Origin of the sequence: uncultured Gimesia sp., from assembly GCF_937910335.1 — a bacterium.
Classification (GTDB): Bacteria; Planctomycetota; Planctomycetia; order Planctomycetales; family Planctomycetaceae; genus Gimesia.
Genome location: NZ_CALEMX010000152.1, coordinates 1 through 8,980 on the forward strand (window position 1 = coordinate 1; position 8,980 = coordinate 8,980).

Sequence of the window (8,980 nt, forward strand, 5' to 3'; positions counted from 1 at the left end):
TGTTCGACCAGCCGCCCCATGGCACCAATGGTGTCTTATTCGATTCCAACATGACTTTGAATTCAGAGACAGGCGCCATTGCTGACGACATCCCTCCCGACTTGCGGAATATTTTCACTCCACAAATTCAGGCAACTGGTGATGCCACAGTAACTGGTGATTTCGGTCGTTTTACTGAAGAAAACTTTTTCGTTACTATTGACTGGGGTGATGGAACCGTTGAGACCACGAACTTTTCAAACCCGGGGTCATTTATCTTCACACACAATTATGCAGCAAACCCCAATATTGCAAACCCGGCTGCACCGATTCCCATCATCGTTACCATGCAAGGCGACATGCAGTTCACTTTCTCAGATGGTAGCGGCAATCTGGACTTTACAACGGAAACAGGGTTTTTAGAAACTCCCGGCGATGGACTGGCAACCGTCGCGATTGACACCACGCCTCAGGTACCTTTATTGATATTTCCGTCGACGGAAGTGATTCTTGATTCGACGTCTAATCAACAGACCGTATTTACATCAAAAGATACTGTCTCAATTGAATCGTCAATCAATGAAGCCAATAAGAATGCAGAACGATTGGTCTTCTTAAGAATTCTGGCTCCCAATGGTGATGTCATTGAAGATGTTGTCGTTCAGGAATCTGATTTGGATAACTTACCAAAACTCTTCAAATCACTACCGGATGGCCGTTATCAGCTTTACTTAAAAGAAGCTGGCGAAGAACGAATTCGACTATTAATGGACGTCGATATTCGTGGTGGAAAAGCAACGGATGTCACTGAAGATCAATCAAATCCCGCAAACCAGAAAAACCCTGACGCCGACAACAGCACAACCCAAAGGCAAATAGAAGAGTCGATGCCGCTCTCGAGCAGGACTAATCTCTTCCAGGAAGAATTGAAAACGCTGACAACGGTATTCTCCACCGATGCAGACAATGCTTCAACTCCGGAAGACTTACTATTTTCAGATCGGATTTTAATCGACGGCACTTCAACTGGCCTGCTTTATGACCAAAATAGAGTTAGTACAAACGCGAATCAATCTGCAACAGAGTTAAATGGTCTGCAAGCAGATCACTCTGAAAAAGTATGGAGTAGCGCTGCCCTACTCTCAGGTTATTTTCATGGGAAGTCGCTGCTTAAAAAGCCCGTAAAACAAGACGAATTTGACGATGCAATGGGTAAATACGGCAGACGATTACTTAACCGTAACTACAATTTATTTAAAAGAAATCAATGATACCATGCAATACTGGTATCCTTCATCATAGAGCTTAAAAACTGTATTCAATCCAATTTTCCGATATCATATTTTAACGAGACGACCGTTGCTATTTTTAAATTAATTCAACGGTAACATGCGGGTACGATAATGAACAACACTCCAGACAATGAACACAATGACGATTCGTCTGATGATCTGAACTCTCACAACGATCAGACCCAGTCCGATGCAGATTTCGATTCTGACGATCGGATTGAAGAAAATGATCAAACCATTCTCTCAGATCAATTTGAATCGGAAGAGTTTTCCAGTGAAATTTTCGAGACCTCAGAAGAATCGACTCCCGAGTCAGACAACGAGGCTCAAAATCCATCTGATTCTGAAATGAATACGATGGATGAAGACTCAATGAACGACCAGACCATTACGGAAGAGGATTATCCTGACGATATCCATGCGACAATGGTAGACCCGGAGTCATTGGATATGGACCAGACGCTTTCTGTTGACAATGAAGCAGCTTCACCCGATATGGAAACGATGAGTGAAATACCAGGTGAACGCGCCGATGATCTGAACGAACAAACGCTGGTAATCAATCAAGAGACCATCGATAAAGACATCAATGCCACATTAGTCGAAGGGAATGACTATACGCCCAGTGATATTGATGCCACGATTGTTTCCGGTGATGTACCTCCGGAAATGATGGCGACTATGAACGCAGCCTGGGGCGACGGGATGGAGACGATGCAGGAAGGTCCTGAAATGACCATCAAAGCGCAGGATATTCCCGAAGAAGATCTGACTGATGAAACACCTCTGGTCATTAAAAAACGTAATTTCAGTGATACGACAAAGTCTGAAATAATTAAAGATGCAGAATACGAGTTGCTGGAAATTCTTGGTCAGGGCGGAATGGGAGTTGTTTATACCGCCCGGCAGACTTCCATTGACCGGCAAGTCGCAGTCAAAATGCTCAAAAGCAAAACCGCACAAAACCTTGACCAGCGACACAAATTTCTAGCAGAAGCAGTCGTCACCGGCGAACTGGACCACCCCAATATTGTTCCCATCTATGATGTAGGAAGTAATAACACCGGCGCCCTCTTCTATTCGATGAAAAAAGTGGAAGGCCGCCCCTGGTTAAAGTCCATTCGGAAATCTTCAATCGCTGAAAACCTGAATATCCTGATGAAAGTTGCCGATGCCGTGGCATTCGCGCATTCCAGAAGCGTTGTGCATCGCGATTTAAAACCGGAAAATGTCATGCTCGGTGCGTTCGGCGAAGTCCTTGTCATGGACTGGGGACTGGCACAATCTACATCCGGTTTCCGCAAATCCAATAGCATCAATACAACATCCAGCATGGGTGGAACCCCCGCGTATATGGCGCCTGAAATGGCAACCGGACCTGTTGATAAAATATCACCCCTTTCAGACATCTATTTACTAGGGGCAATCCTGTTTGAAATCCTTACAGGAAGACCACCTCATACAGGCAAAACCGCCATGAAATGCCTGATGGCGGCTGCCAAAAACAAAATCGTTCCGACCGAGAAAAAAGGGGAACTACTAGACATTGCGCTGAAAGCAATGGCTTCAAAAACCGATGATCGCTATCAGACCGTGCAGACTTTTCAACAAGCCATCATGGATTACCAGTCGCATTCTGAAAGTATTTCGCTGGCAACCAGAGCAGAAGCCGATTTAGAAAAAGCGACGGATACAGAAAACTACGAATTGTTTTCACGTGCTGTCTTCGGTTATCAGGAAGCACTCTCACTCTGGCCGGAAAATGCCACTGCCCAAGCAGGTGTCACCAAAGCAACGTTGAGCTATGCGAATACTGCCTATGTAAAGGGAGACTATGATCTCGGTCTTTCCTTACTTAATGAGCAAGAGCCAACTCATGCCGAATTGATGGAACAGATCAAAGCAGCTCAATCAGAGCGTGATGCTCGTCAGCATAGATTACGCACTGCCAAACGAGTCTTTGTCGGCATGGTAGCAGCAGTGCTGTTTATCGTCACCGGAGCCTTCTTCTGGATTCGCGCTGAAGCAAATCGCGCCCTGGAAGCAGAGGCAGTCGCCGAAACAGAACGGGATACCGCAGTCTCTGAACGCAAAAAAGCTGATGACGCTCGCGCCCAGGAAGCGATTGAACGTAAAAAAGCGACCGCAGAAAAAGATAAAGCCGACATTGCCCGCATGGATGCTGAGGCAGCTGAAAAAGAGGCAGAGAATGAGCGTGACAATGCTCGCATAGCTCAGAAAGCAGCAGAAGCGTCAGAAAAAGAGGCGGTCGTACAAACAAAGAAAGCCGTTACTGCTCAGAAAAAAGAACAGTACGAAGCATACATTGCCCGCATTGGACTGGCCGCTGCAAAAATTGATGAAAACGCCTTCGAAAGTGCCATCCAGTTACTAAATGGTTGCCCCGAAGAATTACGAAACTGGGAATGGGGCCGTTTAATGCATCTCTGCTCTCAAAGCAGCCGTACTTTCAATGCCCAGGCACCCATTGACTCACTGGCACTTTCCACCGATGGCAAGAATTTTGTCACCGGCGGAAAAGACGGCATCGCACGTCTCTGGGATCGCGTGACCGGAAAAGTCATTGCAACCTTCGGCCATAACAAATTTCCCGTATTAGCGGTTGCCATCAGCCCTGATGGCAAATTCCTGGCGACCGGCTCGGAAGATCCGCAAGGATTCATCAAGCTCTGGAACCTGGAAACCCAATCACAAATTCCACGAACCTTTGAAGATGCCACTCAAAAAACACCTTTTGCAAAAGCACACACGGAAGGCGTATTAAGTATTACCTTTTCCAAAGATGGATCCCGCCTGCTTTCCAGTTCCTACGATAAAACCGCCCGACTGTGGGATGTAAAAACCGGAAAACAACTCAAACAATTCTGGGGCCACAACTGGTGGGTCTGGGATGCAAACTTCTCAACCGACGAACGGAGGATTGTCACATCCAGCCAGGATGGTACAGCCGTCATCTGGGATGTTGAAACTGGAAAACACGGAGCCTCCTTCACCGGACATCAGGGACCCGTTTATTCTGCCCATTTTTCACCTGACCCCGAAAGCACACAAGTCATTACCAGTGGATACGACCGACGCATCCTCTTATGGAGACCTGAAGATATTGTGCCCTATGATTTCTCAAAAATCGTATCAGGCAAGAAAAACGAAACACCTCCCTTCACTGCCTTTGATGGGCACCAGGAAAGCGTTCAATCGGCAGAATTCACAAACGATGGCACGATGATCATCAGCGCCAGTCATGACAATACCGTAAAACTCTGGGACATCGCGACGAATAAAGCAATTAAAACATTTCGCGGCCATGACGGCTGGATCCAAGCGGCCAAACTGTTAAACGATGGCAAATGGATTATTTCAGCCAGTCATGATGCAAATTTGAAGCTGTGGAATATTGCCGACTATGCAGAAATCCGAACCTTAAAAGGCAGAGTCCTCGCACAACACGTCGATGCCATTCTCGATGTCTCTTTTTCAAAGGATGGAAAACAACTGGTCACAGCCAGTCGAGATAAAACCGCCATCTCATGGAATGTCGCAACAGGAAAAGCACAAAAAGAGTTCACCGAAGGACATTCCTTTCTGGCATCCAGTGCCGTCTTTTTACCAGACCATAAACGACTGGCAACAGCCGCAGTCGACAATTCCGTACGAATATGGGATATTCAGACAGGCACGGAACACAAACGATTTGAACACACCGGACGCAGCGCAGCCATTGCTGTCTCTACGGATGCCAAATTATTACTCACTGGCAGCGATGAAAAAACAGTCCGCATCTGGGATATCGATTCTGGAAAGCGGATCAAAGAACTCAAAGGACATAAATCAGAAGTCAGCGCTGTAGCCTTTTCACCTGACAGACGCTTCTGTGCCAGTGGTGATGCACGTGGTCGATGTATGCTATGGGATGTCTCCTCAGGAAAATTACTGCATAAACTCGAAGGACACACACGTCGAATTACCTCAATCAAGTTTACGCCAGACGGCAAAACAATACTAACAGCCAGCGGTGACAATACCGTCGGCAACTGGGATGTAGCAACCGGCAAAGAAAACCAGAAGTCAATCCTGAAACATCCCGATGCCATTCTTTCCATGTCAGTGTTCAAGGATGGAAAAAAGGCAGTCACCAGTTGTGCCGATGGACTGGTTAGAATCTGGGACATCACAACCCCTAAAGTCATTCAAACAATTCAACCAGCTAAGGGACTGATCAATTCGGTCAGTATTTCCCATGACAACAAACGGATTCTTACCGCAAATGTCCAACAGAGAGTAATTCAGGTTTGGGCAGTCGACACCGGAAAAGAACTCCGTATTCCCGGCAAAAATGGTCAGCTGACTCCGTTTCTCGATTTCAAAACCAAAGGCGGCATGTTATGGACTGCCATCTTTTCGCCCTATCATGATTCCATCCTCACGGTCGGCGGGCGCGATGCCCGACTCTGGAATGGTATGACTGCCAAACAGGTCATGGCCTTTCACCCGCATGGCGTTGTGGCCTCAGCCTCGTTTTCTCCAGATGGCAAATGGCTCGTCACAGGCAGCTGGGATAACACCGCCAAAATCTGGAATACCCAGACCGGCCATGCAGAAAAGAAACTGGAACAGAAACATCAAGGGTACGTCAACACAGCAAGATACTCTCCAAACGGAAAATACATTTTAACGTCCAGCGATGATGGTACGGCAAAAGTCTGGAACACCGTCAGCGGCAATGTCATCCTAACTCTCGATCAGCGTGGAACCCATGTAACGAGCGCCATCTTCTCGCCCGATGGATCACAAATCGTAACCGCATCCGATGATAAAACGCTCGTCTTATGGGATTCTAAAACCGGTAAAAAACTAAAAACATTTAAAGGCCACGAATGGCCGGTTCTAGAAGTCGCCTACTCACATGATGGAAAACGATTGATCTCAGCTTCTGAAGATAACACCGCCATTATCTGGAATATCGCCACACAGAATAAGCTGGTTCTTGCCGGACACACTGCTCCTGTAACTTCGGTGGTCTTTTCGCCTGATGACACTCGTGTTTTTTCTGCCAGTGAAGATGGCACCGCGAAACTCTGGGATTCAGAAAAAGGGAAAGAAATCCTCACACTCAATAGCCATGGACAAGGAGTGACTTCTGTTGATTTCTCACCTAACGGACGCTACGTGGCAACCGGTAGTCAGGATGGACAGGCAATCTTATGGCTCACGGTTGACTGGAAAAATAAGCCAGCACCACAAGTCGCAAAATCAAACCGCTAGAGCGCATCCCATTTAACCGTAGCGCCTTTCATTAAACTTGGAAACAGGCTAAATTCTCGTTCGCTTCAGACACTTTAAAAATGAAAGTGACCATGCAATCCCATGCGTGTCCGAACGGGACGCCGGGGTCGAGGACGAGGCGTCACATACACAACCGCAGGTCCTCCTACAACGCGCGCCGGCCTGTGTTTGATGACAACAGCTTCAGATGCAGGAACGTAATTATGTGATTGCATAAATTCGAGCAGCGGATCACTCAACCCCTGCTGTTTTAATGCAATGAGAGTCTGCGGATGCAAATCAAAAGCACCACCGCGACTGCGTATGGAACCCATGATCACAGAGTCACTCACTCCATTATGCGACATTTCCAGCACATCACTGTTTCGAATCGCAGCGCGTGCTTTTTGCTCATGATGCGCCTGAGCGACAGCGACATCACGTTCAACGCGTTCATCTTCTGCATTTCCGATCAAACTACCCGCCAGGCCACCCGTCGCCGCACCAATCAAAGCGCCAACGCCTCCATCACCAGTATGACTCCCAATAATAGCACCAGTCACAGCCCCAATACCCGCACCATTCGCGGCACCGGCCTGAGTATGATTCATCGAACTACAACCCACCTGTAATAAACCACTCAACAGAAATGTAAGTACGATTTGATGAGACACGCAGGTCATTTGTGTGAATCCTTCCACTCAAACTTTGCACTTTTTACAACAATCGGGGTTTTAGGCAAATCCGACAGCACTTACCCCGGCTCCTCTAATTACATCGGAAAATGGAGTCTCTCAATATCAGATAATTCGATAATTGTACAGATGAATTTGCAAACCAAACGAGCAATGGAACTGAACAGAAAACCCAGTCAATCACGCCACAGACCTGATTAATACCTAGCCCCCTATTTCAAAAGCGGCACATAGCCATATCCATCTGCCTGGAGATTCACAATCGCCGTCAATGCAGAAACCGCCATTTTTGAAAAGACGACCAGATCTTCCTGCTTGCCTCCTTTACCGATTAAAGATTGCCCACACACATAGATTTCCACTCCTGCCTCATGCAATTCGTGCAGGCAATCCAGATTCGGATTCCCCTTTGTTCCAAACCGCTTCGCGTAAGCATCATCATTCAGAACCGCCAGCGTCGCATCACCATGCAAGATCAGAGCAATTTGTGCCGTTACGGACGATTTGCCTGCCCCCTCATAAATATTCACGAAACGGGCAACCTTCTCGATCGCAGGATTTAATTGGTCCGCATCGCCGCCACGAGTCAAATCAACACAGAGCTTACTTCCCTTGCGAGGTTGCTGGGCGGCGCCGGGAAGTTTGACAACCTTGCCATACTGCTTAATGACAGGATTGATATACTGAACTTGATCGCTTTTCGGCGACTTGTTCTGTTTGGGAACCGGATGATTCTTCATCGCCTCCCTGAAACCATGTTTGACAAAACCCGAAACCGCTTTTGCATGCGATTGAATCAATTTCGCAACATAGGGGTCTGCAGATGTTTCTATCACGCGAACCCCTTTGGCAGTCTTTTGATACTCCATCTTAATTTTGTCAGTGTGCCGGAAAAGCTCAGCAAATAAGGGATCGCGAAGTCGAATAGGCTCATGCTTCTCAACACGGCTTTTCATCCAGCCAACATGCTCCTGAATCTTGGCAGCAATCTGAGGATCATCCGATTCAGTGAGCGTATTCACACCATTCGGGAGTTCTTTAACGGTCCGTTTAATTTTCATATGATTTGTCAACAGAAACCGAAAGATCTCATGATCTCTCGCATGTGCTTGCCCCTGCCCGCCTCGACCTCCTCGAAACCCTCGTCCTTTACCTCCCTGGGCCAGTACAGAACTTGTCGTGCTACACATCAATACAATCAAAACCATATTTTTCAGTTGTCGCATCAACATCACATTACTCCTTCATCATTCCACTGATTCAAAGCCCAGCGATTCCGGTAAACGCCGAATCCGAATCATCGTCGACCTCAATTAGTATAGAACCAATCCGCTTAAAAAATGGCAAAATTGCATCACATAGTCACTCCGAAAAAACCCCACAAACGGGTTCCATCCCGGCCCCCGGGAATGAATTCCCTTCAATCTAAACCCTTAACAACATTATATCGTGACATTACGATATTTCAACCCTTCTACTTGTGTAAACGATTAATTCCAGGAAACTCTCATCCTTCTTCATAGGCATGTTGATGCCAGCAGACTCGATTAACATGTCCCGTCTTTCAAATTACCTCTTAAAAATGTGCACTGAATAAACAGGCCTTGACGACGTCTCGCCCTTCGCGAATATGCGTAGTTACGCGTCGCGCGCGGGATGCGTATTTTGAGCACTGCTTATTGAGAACACTGAAAATCTCACTACTATAAAAGTCCCTCTGTTTTGAAAATC

General features: G+C 46.9%; 4 protein-coding genes. 2 read left to right on the forward strand and 2 right to left on the reverse strand.

Annotated elements, in window-relative coordinates; genetic code table 11:
* On the forward strand, positions 1-1,250 hold a 1,250-nt coding region (locus Q0668_RS06145), incomplete at its 5' end, for a hypothetical protein (protein ID WP_298861384.1).
* A gap of 132 nt (positions 1,251-1,382) precedes the next feature.
* Positions 1,383-6,554, forward strand: coding sequence for a protein kinase (locus tag Q0668_RS06150; RefSeq protein ID WP_298861387.1), 5,172 nt, complete (start codon positions 1,383-1,385; stop codon positions 6,552-6,554).
* Between the two features lie 74 nt (positions 6,555-6,628).
* Here the strand turns inward: Q0668_RS06150 and Q0668_RS06155 are convergent, their stop codons facing one another.
* Both Q0668_RS06155 and Q0668_RS06160 read right to left on the reverse strand, forming a co-directional pair.
* Positions 6,629-7,237, reverse strand: coding sequence for a glycine zipper domain-containing protein (locus Q0668_RS06155; protein ID WP_298861390.1), 609 nt, complete (start codon positions 7,235-7,237; stop codon positions 6,629-6,631).
* Positions 7,238-7,461: 224 nt separating this feature from the next.
* Complete coding sequence (locus Q0668_RS06160) at positions 7,462-8,481, reverse strand: DsrE family protein (protein ID WP_298861393.1); 1,020 nt, start codon at positions 8,479-8,481, stop codon at positions 7,462-7,464.
* Positions 8,482-8,980: the final 499 nt, after the last annotated feature.

What these genes read in the sequence shown, in the direction of transcription:
- Q0668_RS06150 (WP_298861387.1), top strand. Translation starts at nt 1,383, where the DNA reads ATGAACAACACTCCAGACAATGAACACAATGACGATTCGTCTGATGAT.
- Q0668_RS06160 (WP_298861393.1), bottom strand. Translation starts at nt 8,481, where the DNA reads ATGTTGATGCGACAACTGAAAAATATGGTTTTGATTGTATTGATGTGT.
- Q0668_RS06155 (WP_298861390.1), bottom strand. Translation starts at nt 7,237, where the DNA reads ATGACCTGCGTGTCTCATCAAATCGTACTTACATTTCTGTTGAGTGGT.